The sequence below is a fragment of the Agromyces sp. Leaf222 genome, from assembly GCF_001421565.1.
Lineage (GTDB): Bacteria > Actinomycetota > Actinomycetes > Actinomycetales > Microbacteriaceae > Agromyces.
Map to the genome: position 1 here is coordinate 936547 of NZ_LMKQ01000001.1, position 16170 is coordinate 952716.

17 protein-coding genes are annotated in these 16170 nt (G+C 72.3%); 13 read left to right on the forward strand and 4 right to left on the reverse strand.

Going from position 1 to position 16170, the window contains the following annotated elements; all coding sequences use genetic code 11:
• Positions 1-79: 79 nt before the first annotated feature.
• Positions 80-1852, forward strand: a complete 1773-nt coding sequence (locus ASE68_RS04005; RefSeq protein ID WP_055855369.1) for a beta-galactosidase family protein — start codon at positions 80-82, stop codon at positions 1850-1852.
• A gap of 156 nt (positions 1853-2008) precedes the next feature.
• Entirely contained in the window at positions 2009-2407 is a 399-nt protein-coding gene (locus tag ASE68_RS04010) for a PPOX class F420-dependent oxidoreductase (protein ID WP_055855371.1), read from the forward strand.
• A 47-nt stretch (positions 2408-2454) separates the two neighbouring features.
• On the opposite strand, the gene ASE68_RS04015 is transcribed toward ASE68_RS04010, so the two are convergent.
• Positions 2455-2922, reverse strand: coding sequence for a VOC family protein (locus ASE68_RS04015; RefSeq protein ID WP_055855375.1), 468 nt, complete (start codon positions 2920-2922; stop codon positions 2455-2457).
• Between the two features lie 128 nt (positions 2923-3050).
• Here ASE68_RS04015 and ASE68_RS04020 point away from each other — a divergent pair, with 128 nt between their 5' ends.
• The 10 genes from ASE68_RS04020 (at position 3051) to ASE68_RS04065 (ending at position 12817) form a co-directional block, all read left to right on the forward strand.
• Positions 3051-4106 carry a proline racemase family protein gene (locus tag ASE68_RS04020; protein WP_055855377.1) on the forward strand — a complete coding sequence of 352 codons (1056 nt, stop codon included), beginning with the start codon at positions 3051-3053 and terminating at the stop codon, positions 4104-4106.
• Positions 4103-5107 carry an ornithine cyclodeaminase family protein gene (locus tag ASE68_RS04025; protein ID WP_055855379.1) on the forward strand — a complete coding sequence of 335 codons (1005 nt, stop codon included), beginning with the start codon at positions 4103-4105 and terminating at the stop codon, positions 5105-5107. Before ASE68_RS04020 ends, ASE68_RS04025 begins: the two co-directional genes overlap by 4 nt.
• Positions 5108-5209: 102 nt before the next feature.
• Positions 5210-5860, forward strand: coding sequence for a GyrI-like domain-containing protein (locus ASE68_RS04030; RefSeq protein WP_055855381.1), 651 nt, complete (start codon positions 5210-5212; stop codon positions 5858-5860).
• Positions 5861-5986: 126 nt separating this feature from the next.
• Positions 5987-6457, forward strand: a complete 471-nt coding sequence (locus ASE68_RS04035) for an SRPBCC domain-containing protein (RefSeq protein ID WP_235480754.1) — start codon at positions 5987-5989, stop codon at positions 6455-6457.
• Positions 6454-6771, forward strand: coding sequence for a metalloregulator ArsR/SmtB family transcription factor (locus ASE68_RS04040; protein WP_055855386.1), 318 nt, complete (start codon positions 6454-6456; stop codon positions 6769-6771). The genes ASE68_RS04035 and ASE68_RS04040 overlap by 4 nt, the downstream gene beginning before the upstream one ends.
• Before the next feature lie 95 nt (positions 6772-6866).
• Positions 6867-7322 (forward strand): hypothetical protein, encoded by a 456-nt coding sequence (locus tag ASE68_RS04045; protein ID WP_055855388.1) that lies wholly within the window; start codon positions 6867-6869, stop codon positions 7320-7322.
• A 177-nt stretch (positions 7323-7499) separates the two neighbouring features.
• Positions 7500-10415 carry a lamin tail domain-containing protein gene (locus ASE68_RS04050; RefSeq protein WP_055855391.1) on the forward strand — a complete coding sequence of 972 codons (2916 nt, stop codon included), beginning with the start codon at positions 7500-7502 and terminating at the stop codon, positions 10413-10415.
• A 154-nt stretch (positions 10416-10569) separates the two neighbouring features.
• Complete coding sequence (locus ASE68_RS04055) at positions 10570-11070, forward strand: NUDIX domain-containing protein (RefSeq protein WP_055855392.1); 501 nt, start codon at positions 10570-10572, stop codon at positions 11068-11070.
• Positions 11067-12038 (forward strand): ABC transporter ATP-binding protein, encoded by a 972-nt coding sequence (locus ASE68_RS04060; protein ID WP_055855395.1) that lies wholly within the window; start codon positions 11067-11069, stop codon positions 12036-12038. Before ASE68_RS04055 ends, ASE68_RS04060 begins: the two co-directional genes overlap by 4 nt.
• The gene (locus ASE68_RS04065; RefSeq protein ID WP_055855397.1) at positions 12035-12817 is read left to right on the forward strand and encodes an ABC transporter permease; all 783 of its coding nucleotides are present in this window, start codon (positions 12035-12037) and stop codon (positions 12815-12817) included. The genes ASE68_RS04060 and ASE68_RS04065 overlap by 4 nt, the downstream gene beginning before the upstream one ends.
• A gap of 37 nt (positions 12818-12854) precedes the next feature.
• Here the strand turns inward: ASE68_RS04065 and ASE68_RS04070 are convergent, their stop codons facing one another.
• Entirely contained in the window at positions 12855-13307 is a 453-nt protein-coding gene (locus ASE68_RS04070) for an Lrp/AsnC family transcriptional regulator (RefSeq protein WP_055855399.1), read from the reverse strand.
• A gap of 98 nt (positions 13308-13405) precedes the next feature.
• Between ASE68_RS04070 and ASE68_RS04075 the strand changes: the two genes are divergently transcribed.
• Positions 13406-14080, forward strand: coding sequence for a LysE family translocator (locus ASE68_RS04075; RefSeq protein WP_055855402.1), 675 nt, complete (start codon positions 13406-13408; stop codon positions 14078-14080).
• A 40-nt stretch (positions 14081-14120) separates the two neighbouring features.
• On the opposite strand, the gene ASE68_RS04080 is transcribed toward ASE68_RS04075, so the two are convergent.
• Both ASE68_RS04080 and ASE68_RS04085 read right to left on the reverse strand, forming a co-directional pair.
• A complete protein-coding gene (locus ASE68_RS04080) occupies positions 14121-15152 on the reverse strand; it encodes an NADPH:quinone reductase (protein ID WP_055855404.1) in 1032 nt (343 codons plus the stop codon).
• A 48-nt stretch (positions 15153-15200) separates the two neighbouring features.
• Entirely contained in the window at positions 15201-16145 is a 945-nt protein-coding gene (locus ASE68_RS04085; protein ID WP_055855406.1) for a GNAT family N-acetyltransferase, read from the reverse strand.
• Positions 16146-16170: the final 25 nt, after the last annotated feature.

Consider the following 16170-nt stretch of genomic DNA (forward strand, 5'->3'; position numbering starts at 1 on the left):
TCGTCGGCCGGCCCCGCCGCATCCCCACCCATCTCCACCGCCACCGGCCCCGCCGGTCAGATCCAGATCGGATGCGCCCGTGACCACCCAGAGCCGCTTCGCCATCGGCGAGACCGACTTCGAGCTCGACGGACAGCCGTTCCGCGTGCTCTCGGGCGCCCTGCACTACTTCCGCGTGCACCCCGACCTGTGGGCCGACCGCATCCGCAAGGCGCGGCTCATGGGCCTGAACACGATCGAGACCTACGTCGCGTGGAACCGGCACGCGCCGCACCGCGGCGAGTGGCGCACCGACGGCGAGCTCGACCTCGGCCGGTTCCTCGACCTCGTCGCGGCCGAGGGCATGCACGCGATCGTGCGCCCCGGCCCGTACATCTGCGCCGAGTGGGACAACGGCGGGCTTCCCGCGTGGCTGTTCCGCGACCGCGAAGTCGGCATGCGCCGCTCGGAGCCGCGCTACCTCGACGCCGTGAGCGAGTACCTCCGCAACGTGTACGAGATCGTCGTGCCACGCCAGGTCGACACGGGCGGCTCGGTGATCCTCGTGCAGATCGAGAACGAGTACGGCGCGTACGGCGACGACAAGGCCTACCTCGCGCACCTCGTCGACGTCACGCGCGAGGCGGGCGTCACGGTGCCGCTGACGACGATCGACCAGCCGACCCCGCAGATGCTCGCCGACGGCAGCCTGCCCGGACTGCACCTCACCGGCTCGTTCGGGTCGCGCACGCTCGAGCGCCTCGAGACCCTGCGCGAGTTCCAGCCGACCGGCCCGCTGGTCTGCATGGAGTTCTGGTGCGGCTGGTTCGACGATTGGGGCTCGCATCACCACACGACGGATGCCGCGGCATCCGCTCACGAGCTCGACCTGCTGCTCGCGGCAGGCGGCTCGGTGAACATCTACATGTTCCACGGCGGCACGAACTTCGGCCTCACGAACGGCGCCAATGACAAGGGCCGCTACGCGCCGATCACCACGAGCTACGACTACGACGCCCCGCTCGACGAGGCCGGGCATCCGACCGAGAAGTTCTGGGCGTTCCGCGAGGTCATCTCGCGGTACGCGCCGGTGCCAGACGAGGTTCCGGATGCCGCGGCGCCGGCGCCCGTGCTCGAGGCGCCGCTCGCGGTCGGCCCCGCGCTGCTCGACGTGGCCGACGCGCTCGGCGACGAGGCCGTGCACGAGCGGGTTCCGACCTTCGACGAGCTCGGCCACGACCGCGGCATCGCGCTCTTCACGACGACCCTGGCGGGCGTCTCCGGCGGGGGCGACCGCCCCGGGGCGCTCGTCGTCGGCGAGGAGGTGCGCGACCGCGCCTGGGTGCTGCTCGACGGCGTGCCCGTCGGCGTCATGTCGCGCGACGCGCACGAGCGCTCGATCGTGCTGCCCCGAACGCGCGGCGAGCTCGCGATCCTCGTCGAGGACCAGGGGCGCGTCGACTACGGCACGCGCCTCGGCGAGCACAAGGGCCTCATCGGCGGCATCGCGCTCGACGGCGTCGAGCTCACCGGGTGGCGGGTGCGTCCCATCGACCTCGACCGCGTGCCCGCGCTGGCCGCGGACTCCGGCCGCGCGGCCGTCGCCGGGCCGGCGCTCGCGCACGGCGTGCTCGACCTCGCCGCGCCCGCCGACCTGTTCCTCGACACGCTGCACTGGGGCAAGGGCCTCGTCTGGGTCAACGGGTTCCTGCTCGGGCGCTACTGGCGCCGGGGCCCGCAGCGCACGCTCATCGTGCCCGCGCCCGTGACGCGCGCCGGCGCGAACGAGGTCGTGGTGCTCGAGTTCGAGGGCTTCGCCGAGGCGGCGGTGCGCACGCTCGCCGCCCCCCACCTCGGTCACACCGAGATCTAGTCCCGCCACCCCGACCTGCACGGCCCGGCCGCGTGCCCGCCGAGCACCTTTTCAGGACCACACCGGTCATAGGTGCAATATGCAGCCATGACCGATGTGGTCCTGAAAAAGTTGCATCCGGAATACCGGCCGACGCCCGTGCGGTTGACTGGAGGCATGACGATCGAACTCGACGCCCACGCCAGCCGCATCCTCACCGCTCCCGTCTTCGGGCACCTCGCCACCGTTCGGCCCGACGGCAGCGTGCAGGTGAACCCGATGTGGTTCGAGCTCGACGCCGAGGCGGGCGTCATCCGCTTCACGCACACGACGAAGCGTGCGAAGTTCCGCAACCTGCAGCAGAACCCGCACATGACGCTCGAGGCGCTCGACCCCGAGGACCCGCTGCGCTACGTCGAGGTGCGCGGGCAGCTGGCCGAGGTCGTCGCCGATCCGGAGGGCGCGTTCTACGTGCGGCTCGGCAAGCGGTACGGCAACCCCGAGCAGGAGGCCCCCGCCGACAGGGCCGACCGGGTGATCCTCGAGATGCGCATCGACAAGGTCAACGGGCGCTGACCCCGATCAGGTGACGGATGCCGCGGGCGGCCGCCCGCGGCATCCGCTCACGCGTTCTCGAGCTCGGCGATGACGACCTTCTTCTGGCGCATCATCACCTGGATCTGCTCGGGCCGTCGCGTGAGCTCGCCCATGTTCGCGGGGATGACCTGCCAGCTGACGCCGAAGCGGTCCTTGCACCAGCCGCACTGCTCGGACTCCGGCACGTGCGAGAGCTTCGACCAGAAGTAGTCGATCTCGGCCTGGTCGGCGCACGCCACGACGAATGACACGGATTCGTTGAAGGTGAAGAGCGGGCCGCCGTCGAGGCAGACGAAGTCGACGCCGTTGAGCGTGAACCGCCCGTTCAGCACCTTCTGCGACATGCCCTCGAAGTGCTCGTCGAGCGACTCGTCGGGGTACGGCTCGATCGACCTGATGCGCGAGTTCGGAAACACCTCGACGTAGTACTCCATGGCCTCGCGCGCCTGGTCGTCGAACCACAGGCACGGCTGGATTGGCGAGAGCTCGGCCATCGGTGACACCCCCTTGTCCGGCCGGCGCGGTCGGCCGACATCCGACCCCGCTCACGCTACGCCGGTCGGTCGTCGCTGTCAGTGCTCCGGATGCGGGTGGTCGGCCATGCGGCGAGCAGAATGGGCTGATGACCACAGAGCTCGCCGACGCGCCCTCCGTTCGCCCGATCACGACGATCAGCACGATCGACTACCACACGGCGGGCGAGCCGTTCCGGATCATCGCCGACCCCGGAGTCGCGATCGAGGGGGCGACGGTGGCCGACCGCCGGGCGTTCGCGATCGCCGACGAGGCCGTCGACGGGCTGCGCCGCCTGCTGTGCTTCGAGCCGAGGGGGCACGCCGACATGTACGGCGGGTTCATCACGCCGCCCGATGACGCGGGCGCGCATCTCGGCGTGCTGTTCTGGCACAAGGACGGCTTCTCGACGGCGTGCGGGCACGGCACCATCGCGCTCGGCGCGTGGGCGGTCGAGACCGGGCTGGTCGCCGTCGACCCGAGCGGGGTCACCGAGGTCGTCATCGACGTGCCGTCGGGCCGAGTCGCCGCACGCGTCTCGACCGACGCGGCGGGTGCGGTGACGAGCGTGGACTTCGTCAACGTGCCGAGCCGCCTCGTCGCCGAGGGCCTGCGCGTGCCGACGAGCCGCGGTGAACTGACGGTCGACGTGGCGTACGGCGGGGCGAACTACGCCATGCTCGACGTCGCGCAGGTCGGGCTCTCGATCGAGCCGCGCGACGTCGGCGAGATCATCGCGCTCGGGCGCGAGGTCAAGTGGCTGCTGGACGACTCGGATGCCGCACGGCATCCGACCGACCAGCGCCTCAGCGGCATCTACGGCACGATCCTGTTCGAGCGGCTGGGCCGCGACGCCGAAGGGCGCCTGCACCAGCGCAACGCGACCGTCTTCGCCGACGGCGAGCTCGACCGGTCGCCGTGCGGCTCCGGAACGGCGGCGCGCGTCGCCGCCCTCACCGCGCAGGGCGAGCTCGTCTTCGGCGAGACGCTCGTGCACGACTCGATCGTGGGTTCGAGGTTCCACGCGCTCGCCTCGGAACGGGTCGTCGACGACGGCGGCGAGGCGGTCGTGCCCGTCGTCACCGGCATGGCCTATCGCACGGGCAGCTCGACGTTCACGGTCGATCCGCGCGACCCGCTCGTGCCCGGGTTCGTGCTGCGATGAGCGCGCACATCGAGGTGCTGGATGCCGCGGGCACGCGCTCGCGGCTCGGCTACCGTTCGGCGGTCGAGGCACTCGAAGGCGCCCTGCTCGCCGGGTTCGACCCTGCGACCGACGTGCCGCGCACGGCGTCGCCACTCGGATCCGCTGAGGCCCTGCTCATGCCGTCGGCCGTCGGCGACGCCGTCGGGGTCAAGGTGCTCACCGTGGCTCCGGGCAATCCGGCACGCGGGCTGCCGCGCATCCAGGGGCTGCACCTCGTGTTCGACGCCGACACCATGGCGCCCGTGCTGATCCTCGAGGGATCGGTGCTCACGGGCATCCGCACGCCGGCGGTGTCGATGGTCGGGGTGCGGCGGGCGCTCGCGGCCCGGGTGGCAGCGCGGATCGCGGCGGGGGAGGCGGCTCCCGGCGGCGACGGTGGCGGGGCGGGCGGTACGTCGCTCGACGTCGTCGTGTTCGGCACCGGGCCGCAGGCGATCGCGCACGTCGAGGCGCTGCGCGAGGTCTGCCCCGAGCTCCCGATCGGGCGCGTGACGCATGTCGCGCGCCGGGCGCCAGGCGACCCCGCCGCGCTGCACGGCGGCGAGTTCGTTGCGGCGGCCGACGCGGCATCCGTCGCCCTGGCGCTCGGCGGAGCCGGGCTCGTCGTCTGCGCGACGACTGCGCGCGAGCCGCTGTTCGACTCGGCGCTGCTGGGCGACGACGCCGTGGTCGTCGCCGTCGGCTCGCACGAACCCGACGCACGCGAACTCGACGCCGCGCTCATGATGCGTGCGGAGGTCGTCGTCGAAGACGTGGTCACCGCGCTCCGCGAGGCCGGCGACGTCGTCATGGCCGTGCACGAGGGCGCGCTCGCGCCGGCCGCCCTCGTGCCGCTCGCCGACGTCGTGACCGGGCGGTGGGTGGCGGCGCAGGGTGACGCCACCCGTCCGCTCGTGGTCAAGACCTCCGGCATGTCGTGGGAGGACGCGGTGGTCGGGCGCACGGCGCTCGCGGGCTGACGGCGGCGGCGCGGCGAGTGTTCCTGCCGCCGGCCGGCGCCGGTGACGCCCGCACGCGGCATCCGGACACCTTCTGACCGTGGTGCCGCGTACGCTCGCGGCATGACCGAGCAGCTGTACGAGAAGTACGACGTCAAGCGCGAGCATCGGGTGCTCTACGCGCCGTCGGCGAAGGGGTTCGCCGTCGTCGACGTGCCGCCGTTGCGCTTCCTCGCGATCGACGGGCACGGCGACCCGAACACGTCGGTGTCGTACACGCAGGCCGTCGAGGCGCTCTTCGGCGTCGCGTACGCCGTGAAGTTCGCGAGCAAGCGCGGGCTCGGGCGCGATTTCGCCGTCGCGCCCCTCGAGGGGCTGTGGTGGGCCGACGACCGAGCGGCCTTCGTGACACGCGACACGGGCGCCTGGAACTGGACGATGCTCGTGAACCAGCCCGACTGGATCGACGAGCGGGCCGTCGCCGACGCCGTCGAGGCGACCCGCGCGAAGGCCGCGAAGGCGAAGGCCGATCCGAACCCGGCCCTCGACCTGCTGCGACTCGAGCGGCTCGACGAGGGCGCGTCGGTGCAGATCCTGCACGTCGGGTCGTACGACGACGAGGCGCCGACCCTCGCGCGCCTGCACGACGAGTGGATGCCGCAGCACGGCCTCACGTTCAACGGCCCGCACCACGAGGTCTACCTGAACGATGCACGACGCACGGCGCCCGAGAAGCTGCGCGCGGTGCTGCGGCAGCCGGTGCGGCCTGTCTGAGCCGGCCAGTCTGAGCCGGCCCGGTGAGTCGTTCCGCCTGATATGCAACCTAGAGGTTGCGGATTCTCGAACAACATGCAACTCTGAAGTTGCATTGATCGATCGAGAGGAACGAGAATCATGAGCATGACCGACAACCAGGCATCCGTCGTCGACGAGGCCGCCTACGCGGTGCGCCGCACCATCCGCATCGCCGCCCCCGTCGACAAGGTGTGGCGGGCCGTCACCGAGCCCGAGCACATCTCGCGCTGGTTCGGCCGCACCGAGCTCGACGGCACCGGCCCCGGCGCCCGGGGGAGCATCACGTTCGAGGGCTACGGCCGCGTGCCGCTCGCCATCGAGGCCGTCGACGCCCCGCGCAGCATCACCTACCGCTGGGGCAACGACGACGCCTCGGGCACGCTGCCCGAAGAGCTCGACGACCACGCCACGGTCTTCACCTTCACGCTCGAACCCGTCGCCGACGGCACCGAGCTGACGCTGGTCGAGACTGGGTTCGACCGCACGTCCGACCCGCGCGCGAACATGGCAGACCACGCCGAGGGCTGGGTCTCCGAACTCGACAAGCTCGTCGCCCTCCTCGAGGGCGACGCGTGACAGCCGAGACGCTGGTTCCGGTGTTCGCCGCCCTGGGTGACGAGACCCGGTGGTCGATCCTGGCCGCGCTCGGCGAGGGCGACGCCTCGGCGTCCGCCCTCGCCGGGCGCCTGCCCGTGTCGCGCCAGGCGATCGCCAAGCACCTCGTCGTGCTGGCGGAGGTCGGCCTCGTCGAGCCCGTTCGCGTCGGCCGCGAGGTGCGCTTCCGGGTGATCGGCGCACAGCTCGGCGACACCGCGCGACAGCTCGAGACGATCGGCGCCCAGTGGGACCGCCGCCTCGCCGCGATCAAGGAGATCGCCGAGGGGCTCTGAACGCTCGCGATCGGGCACCGGATGCCGCGGCGGCGCGGTCGCGCGGGCGCCGCCACGCGGCATCCGCACCCCTGGGCGTCGGTACGCTGAAGGGCATGAACGCCTGCGCCGCCCTCGCCGACGCGATCTCCGGGCTCGCCGCGCGTGGGTACTCGAACCGCCGGTTCCTCAAGGAGATCGGACACCTCGGGGGCGTGCGCCGCGGGCCGTTCTGGGTGACGGACGCCGCATCGGGCGGCAGCAACCGGCTGAAGGGCCGGGGGTTCCGGGCGGCGCTCGACGACGACACCGACGGCCAGGCCCGCCACTTCGCCGGCACCGTCGCGGTCACCGTGCGCATCGGCGGTCGTCTCTCGCGATGGTTGACCGCGCACGTGCTGCGCGATGCCCCCGAGACCGCCGACGGCCGGCTGAGCGCCGAGGCCGTCGAGTTCGTACGCCTGGTTCGGAGCGATGAGCTCGCCCAGGCCGGCGCCGCGGACTGGGTGCGGCGCACCCTCTGCGGTGCGGGCGCCGAGCCGTTCTCGGCGGCGGCCTCCGCCGACGACTGATCCCTCGCTGCGCGTCGCGTCGCCCGTCGCGTCGCCCGTCGTGCGCGTCGCCCGCCACGCGTGCGCACCCGGTCCGACACGCGGCCGATTCCGGCGGTTCACCGTGGGGACATCCTCCGTTCAGCGCTGAACGGTCGAGTGGTCGGCGACCCCTCACTTCCCGTCAGGAGCCCCTCCATGCCCTTCCCCCCATCCATCCGTCGCGCCTCCGCGATGGCCGCGGCCGTGGCCCTCGCCTCGGGCGCCGCGCTGCTCGCGCTGCCCGGCGCGGCACTCGCCGCCGACGGCGCCGCGACCCCCGGCGTCCTCGTCAACGAGATCGTCTACGACACCGCCACGCACGGCACGGTCGACTCGATCGAACTGTTCAACGCGTCATCCGCCCCGGTGGATGTCTCGGGCTGGGCCGTCATGGACGACAAGCGCACCGAGCGCGGCACGATCCCGGCGGGCACCACCCTCGCGGCCGGCGGCCACCTCGTGCTGGCGAAGGATGCCACGCCGCTCGGCTTCCCGTTCGGCCTCGGCAAGGGCGACGAGGTCGTGCTCGTCGACGCGGCCGATGCCGTCGTCGACTCCTACGCCTACGCGGCGACCGCCCCGCTGGCCGACTGGTCGCGCTGCGCCGACGGCGGCGCATGGGCGCCCGCCACCGCGGTCACCCTCGGCGCGGCGAACGTCTGCGACGAGCCCGAGGAGCCCGCCACGCCCGGCTCCGTGGTGCTGAACGAGGTCGACTCCGGCCCCGCCGACTGGATCGAGCTCATCAACCCCGGCACCGCGGCCGTCGACCTCGGCGGCTACGAGGTGCGCGACAACAGCGACGACCACCGCTGGTTCTTCGCGACGGGCGCCTCGATCGCCGCTGGGCAGCGCCTCGTCGTCGAGGCCTCGACCATCGGAGCGGATGCCGCTGGCGCGCCGCTCGAGTTCCAGGCCGCGATCGGCATCGGCGGTTCCGACTCGATCCGCGTGTTCGACACGACCGGAACCCTGCTCGACAGCTTCACCTGGAACGGCCATCCGGCCATCGACGGCGACGAGGCCGCGGCGAGCTACGCGCGCTGCCCCGACGCGACCGGCGATTTCGCGCTCGCCAGGGTCACGCCCGGCGCGGCGAACGACTGCGTGCTGCCCTCGATCGCGATCAACGAGGTCGAGTCCAACGGCGACGCGACCGACTGGGTCGAGGTCGTGAACACGGGCACGACGCCCGTCGACCTGTCGGGCTGGACCCTCATGGACAACGACCCGGTCGGCCACGCCGCCGACGTCACGCCCGTGGCATCCGGAACCGTGCTGGCACCCGGCGCCCGCTTCGTCTTCGACGGCGCGACGCACTTCTCGTTCGGCCTCGGTGCTGCGGACGTCGCGACGATCCGCAACGCGGCCGGCCTCACGGTCGTCGAGTACTCGTGGACCGCGCACGCCGCCGTCACGTGGGCGCGCTGCCCCGACGGCACGGGCGCGTTCGGCGACGCGACGACCTCGACCAAGGGCGCCGCGAACGCGTGCGGCGGACCGGTCGACCCGACCGATCCCACCGACCCGACCGACCCCGTGGCCGTCGCCTGGCCGGGCTCGGCCGACGTGACGGTCGTCGACGAGGCGGCCATGTTCCTCAGCGACTCGTCGGGCCTCGACACGCAGCAGACGGCCGACGGCGTCGTGCTCTGGGCGGTCGACAACGGCACCGGCACCTTCTGGAAGCTCGACGCGAAGGCCGACGGCGGCGTCTCGTTCGCCGACGGCTGGACCGAGGGCAAGCGCGTGCGGTTCCAGCGCGACGCCGGGAGCCCGGCGAAGGCCGGCCCCGACACCGAGGGCATCACCTCGGCGAACGACGGCCGCATCTACATCGCCTCCGAGCGCGACAACGCGAACAAGGGCGTCAACCAGAACACGATCCTCGCGGTCGACCCCGAGGCCGCCGGCCCCGACGTCGTCGCCTCGCAGGAGTGGGACCTCACGGCCTCGCTGCCGCAGGTCGCCGCGAACACGGGCCTCGAGGCGGTCGAGTGGGTCGCCGACAGCGACCTGACCGGCCTCGTCGACGCCAACACGGGTGCGGTGTACGACCCGGCCGACTACCCCGGCCACGGCGACGGCCTGTTCTTCGTCGCGGTCGAGGACAACGGCGTGGTCTACGCCTACGCGCTGAACGCCGACGGGTCGTTCGCCCAGGTCGCCTCGATCGATCCGGGTCTCGGCGGAGTCATGGCCCTCGACTACGACACCGTGCTCGACCAGCTCTGGGCCGTGTGCGACAACGGCTGCGAGGGCGAGGCCGCACGCATCGCGTTCACGGGCGCCGATCCCGCGATCGTGCACGTCGCGCGTCCGGCCGGCATGCCGAACCTCAACAACGAGGGCTTCGCGACCGCGCCGGCCTCGCTGAGCTCGGCGAACCCGGCACCGTCGCTCGTCACGACCCGCCCCGTGTGGTGGTTCGCCGACGGCGAGCGCCCCGGCGCGCTGCGCACCGGCACGCTGCCCGGCGCGGTCGTGACCGACCCGACGGACCCGACCGATCCGACCGACCCGACCGACCCGACGGACCCGACCGATCCGACCGACCCGACGGACCCCGGCACGGCGCCGGCACCGATCGACGAGTCGCTGCTCACCGACGCGAACCGGGGCGGCGTCACCGCCCCCGCGACGGCCGCGACGGGAGCGACCCTGCCCGTGAACGTCGGCGTCGCGCACGCCGGTGAGACCGTGTGGGCGTGGGTGTACTCGACGCCGACCCTGCTCGGATCGACGTCCGTCGGACTCGACGGCGTGGTCTCGGTCACGCTGCCCGCCTCGCTCGCGGCGGGCGAGCACAAGGTCGTCATCCAGGCGGCCGACGGCACGCTGATCGGCTGGGCGCCCGTGACGGTCACCGCCGCGGTCCCCGGTCACGGCGGCACCGACGAGCCCGGTACCGGGGAGCCCGGCACGACGGCGGGCTCCGGCTCGGCGAGCGGCCTCGCGCACACGGGGGCCGACGTGTCGGCCGCGCTGTGGGCGGCCGGCGTGCTGCTCCTGCTCGGGCTCGGCACCGGCGCGGTGGCACTGCGCCGCCGCCGCACGGAGGCCGCCTGCTAGGCGTTCACCACCGAAGACGCGGATGCCGCGGCAGCACCTGCTGCCGCGGCATCCGTCGTTCCTGTTCATGCGGCGGAGCCCCCGAAGCCGGGGACTCCGCCGCGTCACCGGTGTTCTGCGCGGAATCGAGCCTCTGCTCGCGTAGCGTGGCGGCATGGCCACCCCCGACTTCGTGCTCGAACTGCGCCGCCACATCGGGCACGCCCCGCTCTCGCTCGTGGGGGTGACGGCGGTCATCGTGCGCGGCGACGAGATCCTGCTCGGGCGCCGCTCCGACAACGGCGCGCTCACGCCGATCACGGGCATCGTCGATCCCGGTGAGGAGCCGGCGGATGCCGCGGCGCGCGAGGCGCTCGAGGAGGCCGGGGTGCGCATCCGCGTCGACCGGCTCGCCTGGGTGCACCAGATGCCACGGCTCACGTACGAGAACGGCGACGTGGTCGACTACCTCGACCTCGTGTTCCGCTGCTCGTGGATCGACGGCGAGCCGTACCCGGCCGACGGCGAGATGACGGAGGTCGCGTGGCATCCGCTCGACGGTCTCGACGGCGTGCAGGAGCAGCACCTGCGGCGCATCGACCTCGCCCTCGACGACACGTCACCGACACGGTTCGAGGGCGGCAGTCCAGACGAGAGAACGGAGGCGACCCGATGATCGAGATCGACGGTCTCACGCAGGTGTTCGGCGACAAGACCGCCGTCGATGACGTGAGCTTCACGGTTCGGCCAGGTGCCGTGACCGGACTTCTCGGCCCGAACGGCGCCGGCAAGTCCACCACGATGCGCATGATCGTCGGGCTCGACCGCCCGATCTCGGGCACGGTTCGGGTCAACGGGAATGATTTCCGTCGTTCCGAACGCCCACTGCACGAGCTCGGCGCACTGCTCGATCCCGCCGCCGTCCACCCCGGTCGCGCCGGCCGCGTGCACCTCCGGGCACTCGCGATGACGAACAGCATCCCTCGCACCCGCGTCGACGAGGTGCTGCGGCTGACGGGCATGACCGAGGCGGCCTCCCGACGGGTGGGCACCTATTCGCTCGGCATGCGCCAGCGCCTCGGCATCGCCGCAGCCCTGCTCGGCGATCCGCAGGTGCTCGTGCTCGACGAGCCCGTGAACGGCCTCGACCCCGACGGCGTGCACTGGGTCCGCGAGCTGATGAAGGCCCTCGCCGCCGCCGGCCGCACCGTGCTCGTCTCAAGCCACCTCATGAGCGAGATGGCGCTCACCGCCGACCACCTCGTGGTCATGGGCCGCGGGCGTCTCATCACCCAGGGACCGGTCGCCGACGTGATCGCCGAGGCGACGCAGTCCGACGTGCTCGTGCGCACCCCGCAGCCCGACGAGTTGACGGCGGCGCTCGCCGCGGTCGGGGGCTCGGCGCGACGCGCACCCGACGACGCCCTGATCGTCGCGAACGCGACCGCGAGGCAGGTGGGGGAGACCGCGGCATCCCATGGGATCGTGCTCTACGAGCTCACGCCGCAGCAGGGCTCGCTCGAGGACGCGTTCCTCGCGCTCACGAAGGACGACCAGGAATACGCCTCCGGACCGAGCGACCAGGCGGGAGGCCCGGCCGCCGATCCTGCGGCGGGCCGCACACAGGACGGAGCACGAGCATGACCGCGACCACCGCCGATGCCTCGGCCCTCGCGCGCACCCGGGTGAGCTTCGGCGGCGTCTTCGCCTCGGAGGCCGTGAAGCTCGCCTCGCTGCGCTCCTCATGGTGGCTGATGGGATCCGCGGTCGTCGGGATGCTGCTCATCGTCGCGTTCTGGACCGTCGCGGTTCCCGGCGCGACCGAGGCGAACGTCCTCGACGCCGTCGCGAAGGGCTTCACCGTGAGCCTGCTGTTCGTGCTGCTCGTGGGGGCCATGATCGCCACCGCGGATCACGAGAACCACGCCATCTCGGTGTACTTCTCTGCGGTGCCGAGCCGTACCCCGCTCGTGCTCGCGAAGGTGCTGCTCTCCGCGCTCGTCGGCGCGGTGGTCGGCGGCATCGCGACCGCCGCGGGCCTGGCGCTGTCGATCGCCCTGCACGGCGGAGGCGCCGACTTCGGGGACCCGGGGGTGCTCCGCGTGCTCGGCGACCTGACACTCTTCGCTGCAGTGGTCTCGGTCTCGGCGACCGCCCTCGGCCTCGTCTTCCACTCGACGATCGCCACACTCGGCGCGACCCTCGGCTACCTCTACATCGTGCCCGTGGTCATCAGCCTCGTGCCGCTCGACGCGTTCGCGGTGTTCAGCGAGACGATGCCGGGAAAGGCCGCGAGCAACTTCTTCAGCATCACGACGGACCCGTCCGAGCTCGACCCGGTCGCCGGGGCGATCGCCTCGATCGTCTGGACGATCGCACTGGTCGTGTTCGCCGCAGTCTGGGTGAAGCGTCGCAACGCCTGAGCTGAACGGCAGTCACCCGTGAAGCGGCCAGAGAAGGTCAGATCGGCAGCGGCCGGTCGTCGACGATGGTCTTCATGACGAGGGTCGACTCGACCCGGCGCACCCCGGGCAGGGCCGACAGCTTCTCGTCCCAGAGGCGCTGGTATGCGGGCAGGTCGGGCACGGCGACGCGCAGCAGGTAGTCGGGGTCGCCGAAGAGGCGCAGCGCCTGGATCACCTCGGGTATCTCGGCGACCGCGGCATCGAACGCGGGAATGGTCGCCTGGTTCGCCGACTCCATGCTGACGAACACGAGCGCCCCGAACCCCAGCCCGACGACGTCGGGGTCGATCACGGCGCGGTACCCGGTGATGGCTCCGGATGCCTCGAGCGCGCGCAGCCGGCGATGGGTCGGCGACATGCTCAGCTGCACGCGATCGGCGAGGTCGGTGAGGCTGAGGCGGCCGTCCTGCTGCAGCTCGGCAAGGATTCTGCGATCGATGGCATCCATGGGGTGAATCCTTCCACTGCGGGTGCTTCCATGGGTGATCTTCGGAAGCCTCTTTCGGGCGATCCTGCCTAGGTTCGTCGTATCGAACGAGAAGGGGCATGGCGATGAACCCGGAGCTGCTGCTCGCCTGCTGGGGCATGATGACGCTGATGGTCGTGCTGCCCGGCCCCGACTGGGCCTACATCATCTCGGCCGGCCTGCGCGATCGCTCGATCGTGCCGTCGCTCGCGGGCATCCTCGTCGGCTACCTCGCCGCGGTCGCGGCCGTGGCGGTGGGCGTCGGCGCCGCGGTCGCCGCGCTGCCGATGGTGCTCGTGGTGCTCACGTTCGCGGCCGCGGGCTACCTCGCATGGCTCGGCGTTCGGGTACTGCTCGCGCCGCCGGCGGTCGCGGGGGTCACGGCCGGTCTCGCCGCGGACGGCGCGCCAAGCAGCACGTCGGCCGCGGCATCCGTCGACCGCCCGTGGCTGCGGCTGGCCCAGGGCGCCGGCGTCAGCGGGCTGAACCCGAAGGGCCTGCTCGTGCTCGTGGTGCTGCTGCCACAGTTCACGGATGCCGCGAGCGAATGGCCGATCCCGGTGCAGCTCGCGGTGCTCGGCCTGATCTTCGTGGGCAGCTGCGCGCTCGTCTACTCGGTCGTGGGCGTGAGCGCGCGGGCCGTGCTGCGTGCACGGCCGACGGCGCTCACCGTGGTGTCGCGGGTGTCGGGCGCCGCGATGGTCGTCCTCGCGGTCGTGCTGGTCGTCGAGCAGCTGTCGCACCTGCTCGGGTGAGCTTCGGCCGGGCGGCCGCAGACCGGCACGACCTCGAGGCTCAGGCCGCGGGGTCGACGTCGATGAGCACCTTGCCGACGGTGCCGGCCTCGACGGCGTCGTGCGCCTCGGCCGTACGCTCCAGCGGGAACCGCGTGATCGGCAGCCCGGCCTCCTCGCCGACGGGCAGCGCTCCGTCGAGGAGGGCGCGGCCGATGTCCTCGGCCGCCGCCGTGAGCGCCGCCTGCCCGACCGTGTAGAGCAGCAGGAACTGGTAGCGCACGTTGAGCGCGAAATGCCGGCGCACGTCGATCGCCATCTCGGCGCCGCCGTCGGTCGCGTACACCGCGATCGTGCCGTGGTTCGCGATGACGCTCGCGTTGAGCTCGGCGTTGCGCGCGGGGGAGACCTCGACGACCTGGTCGACGCCGTGCGGGGCGAGGGCGCGGATCACGGAGGCGGCGTCGCCGGCGCGGTAGTCCACGACGTGGTGCGCTCCGGCCGCGGTCGCGAGGGCCGCCTTCTCGGGTGAGCTCACCGTCGTGATGACGGTGGCTCCCGACCAGCGGGCGAGCTGGATGGCCGCGTGGCCGACCGCGCCGGCGCCGCCCGCGACGAGCACCGTCCGCCCGTCGAGCGCGCCGGGGCCGAGCCGCGAGGGGCCGTGCTCCGAGACGGTGAGGGCGCGGTGCGCGGTCATCGCGGGCACGCCGAGCGAGGCCCCGAGCTCGAAGCTCGCGACATCCGGAAGCGGCACGACATGCTCGGCCGACAGCACGGCGAACTGCTGCGCGGTGCCGGTCGGCCGCTGATGCGCGGCGAGGTAGGCCCAGACGCGGTCGCCGACGGCGAAGCCGGTCACGCCGGGCCCCACCGCGTCGATGACGCCCGCGCCGTCCTGGTTCGGCACGACCTCGTCGAACGGGGTGGCTCCTCCGGGCTGGGATCCCGCCCTGGCCTTCCAGTCGGTCGGGTTGACGCCCGAGACGGCGATGCGCACGCGCACCTCGCCCTCGGCTGGGTCGGCCGCCTCCCGCTCGACGAGCTGCAGCACGGACGAGTCACCGGTCTTCGAGTACGCGATCGCTTTCATGCTCAGGCCAACGCGGCCGATGCCGAGAACCTTCCGTGTCTGCTGAGCTCAGGCCCAAGCCATGTTGACCAGGCGCTCGAACGTGACGTAGCCGCCGCGGGCGAACGCGTTCGCCATCGGCACGTTGCCGACGTCGGTCGACGCCCGGATGTACGGTGCCCCCGATTCTGCGAGCACGCGGGTGCCCTCGCCGAGGATGCCGTCGATGTAGCCGTTGCCGCGGTGCTCGGGCAGCACGGCCAGATACGCGACGATGTGGTGGTACGAGTTGCGCGCGGGCAGCACGAACCCGACGACCTCGCCCGAAACGTCGAGCGCGACCCGCCACCATTCGCGAGGCGTCGTGTATCGGGCGAACTCCTCCTCGTTCTGTGCGACCGCGACCTCGCGCGGCGACGCATGCTCCAGCTCCTCGAGGCTGTGCGCGTCGAGCGTTCCGGCGAGCACCCTCGTCGTCAGGTCGATGAGCTCCTCATCGCCGGCGAACGCCCGGAACGTCAGTCGCGGGTCGGGCGCCGGCACGCCGGCCTCCGGTCGCCACTCGAGCCGCAGCCGCTCGACGATGAATCGGGCACCGGATGCCTCGAGCAGGCCCATGATCGTCTCGGTCGCTCGTCGTTCGGCCGAGCGCTCGCGCCAGTCGGCCGGCAGGTAGCGGGCGAACTCCGGCGGCGTCGGCAGGCTCGCGATCATCTCGTCTCGCGCAGCGTCGAGCAGCGCCGTGCCGACCGTCCGTTGCTCGTCGTCGGACAGTCGGTCGTCGAGATCGAACACGTCGAGCTGGGTCGGTCCCGCAGCTCCGGTCGGGCACCAGAGCGCGAGCCGTCCGAGCAGGCGTCCGTCCCGCTCGGCGATCCAGGTCCACTCGGGTCGGCGCCGCCCCTGCTCGAGGTCGTCGGCGATCTCGTGATTCAGGGTGTACGGCAGGCCGTTGAAGAAGTCGAGCTCGTCGATGCTGCTGAGAGTGCGGATGTCGAAGTGGTGGTTCGTCATGGATATCCACTCTGCCCGAGCTGCG

Bases quoted from the DNA above. Each gene is read 5' to 3' on its own strand.
- ASE68_RS04010 (WP_055855371.1), top strand. From the start codon at position 2,009: ATGACGATCGAACTCGACGCCCACGCCAGCCGCATCCTCACCGCTCCC.
- ASE68_RS04015 (WP_055855375.1), bottom strand. From the start codon at position 2,922: ATGGCCGAGCTCTCGCCAATCCAGCCGTGCCTGTGGTTCGACGACCAG.
- ASE68_RS04020 (WP_055855377.1), top strand. From the start codon at position 3,051: ATGACCACAGAGCTCGCCGACGCGCCCTCCGTTCGCCCGATCACGACG.
- ASE68_RS04025 (WP_055855379.1), top strand. From the start codon at position 4,103: ATGAGCGCGCACATCGAGGTGCTGGATGCCGCGGGCACGCGCTCGCGG.
- ASE68_RS04030 (WP_055855381.1), top strand. From the start codon at position 5,210: ATGACCGAGCAGCTGTACGAGAAGTACGACGTCAAGCGCGAGCATCGG.
- ASE68_RS04035 (WP_235480754.1), top strand. From the start codon at position 5,987: ATGACCGACAACCAGGCATCCGTCGTCGACGAGGCCGCCTACGCGGTG.
- ASE68_RS04045 (WP_055855388.1), top strand. From the start codon at position 6,867: ATGAACGCCTGCGCCGCCCTCGCCGACGCGATCTCCGGGCTCGCCGCG.
- ASE68_RS04050 (WP_055855391.1), top strand. From the start codon at position 7,500: ATGCCCTTCCCCCCATCCATCCGTCGCGCCTCCGCGATGGCCGCGGCC.
- ASE68_RS04055 (WP_055855392.1), top strand. From the start codon at position 10,570: ATGGCCACCCCCGACTTCGTGCTCGAACTGCGCCGCCACATCGGGCAC.
- ASE68_RS04060 (WP_055855395.1), top strand. From the start codon at position 11,067: ATGATCGAGATCGACGGTCTCACGCAGGTGTTCGGCGACAAGACCGCC.
- ASE68_RS04065 (WP_055855397.1), top strand. From the start codon at position 12,035: ATGACCGCGACCACCGCCGATGCCTCGGCCCTCGCGCGCACCCGGGTG.
- ASE68_RS04070 (WP_055855399.1), bottom strand. From the start codon at position 13,307: ATGGATGCCATCGATCGCAGAATCCTTGCCGAGCTGCAGCAGGACGGC.
- ASE68_RS04075 (WP_055855402.1), top strand. From the start codon at position 13,406: ATGGCGATGAACCCGGAGCTGCTGCTCGCCTGCTGGGGCATGATGACG.
- ASE68_RS04080 (WP_055855404.1), bottom strand. From the start codon at position 15,152: ATGAAAGCGATCGCGTACTCGAAGACCGGTGACTCGTCCGTGCTGCAG.
- ASE68_RS04085 (WP_055855406.1), bottom strand. From the start codon at position 16,145: ATGACGAACCACCACTTCGACATCCGCACTCTCAGCAGCATCGACGAG.